This window comes from Bacillus sp. SIMBA_008, assembly GCF_046535495.1.
Classification (GTDB): domain Bacteria; phylum Bacillota; class Bacilli; order Bacillales; family Bacillaceae; genus Bacillus; species Bacillus subtilis.
In genome coordinates, this window is the sequence record NZ_JAWRWL010001354.1 from 1 (window position 1) to 232 (window position 232).

Annotated in this window: 1 protein-coding gene; it reads left to right on the forward strand. The window is 43.5% G+C overall.

Annotated features, from left to right (window positions below; all coding sequences use genetic code 11):
* Positions 1-232: hypothetical protein (locus SB658_RS27865; protein WP_410603829.1), on the forward strand; the 232-nt coding region annotated here is incomplete at both ends.

The following is a 232-nucleotide window of genomic DNA, read 5'->3' on the forward strand; positions in this document are numbered from 1 at the left end:
ATCCAGGCTTTCGTTTGGCCGATCAAACAGAAGGAGAACTATTAGGAGATGAAGTGTTAGATGAACTGTTTGAGGATGAATATAAGGCTGGAAAGCCATCATTCTTTGAACTGGTTGACCGTTACACGTCTGACCGTCACGACTTAGATTTGCAATGGCTCGTGAAGAGAATTTATGAGTTTTCAAGATCGCATCCATCCCCTGAGCAATGGATGCGGGCATTTCTTTCACT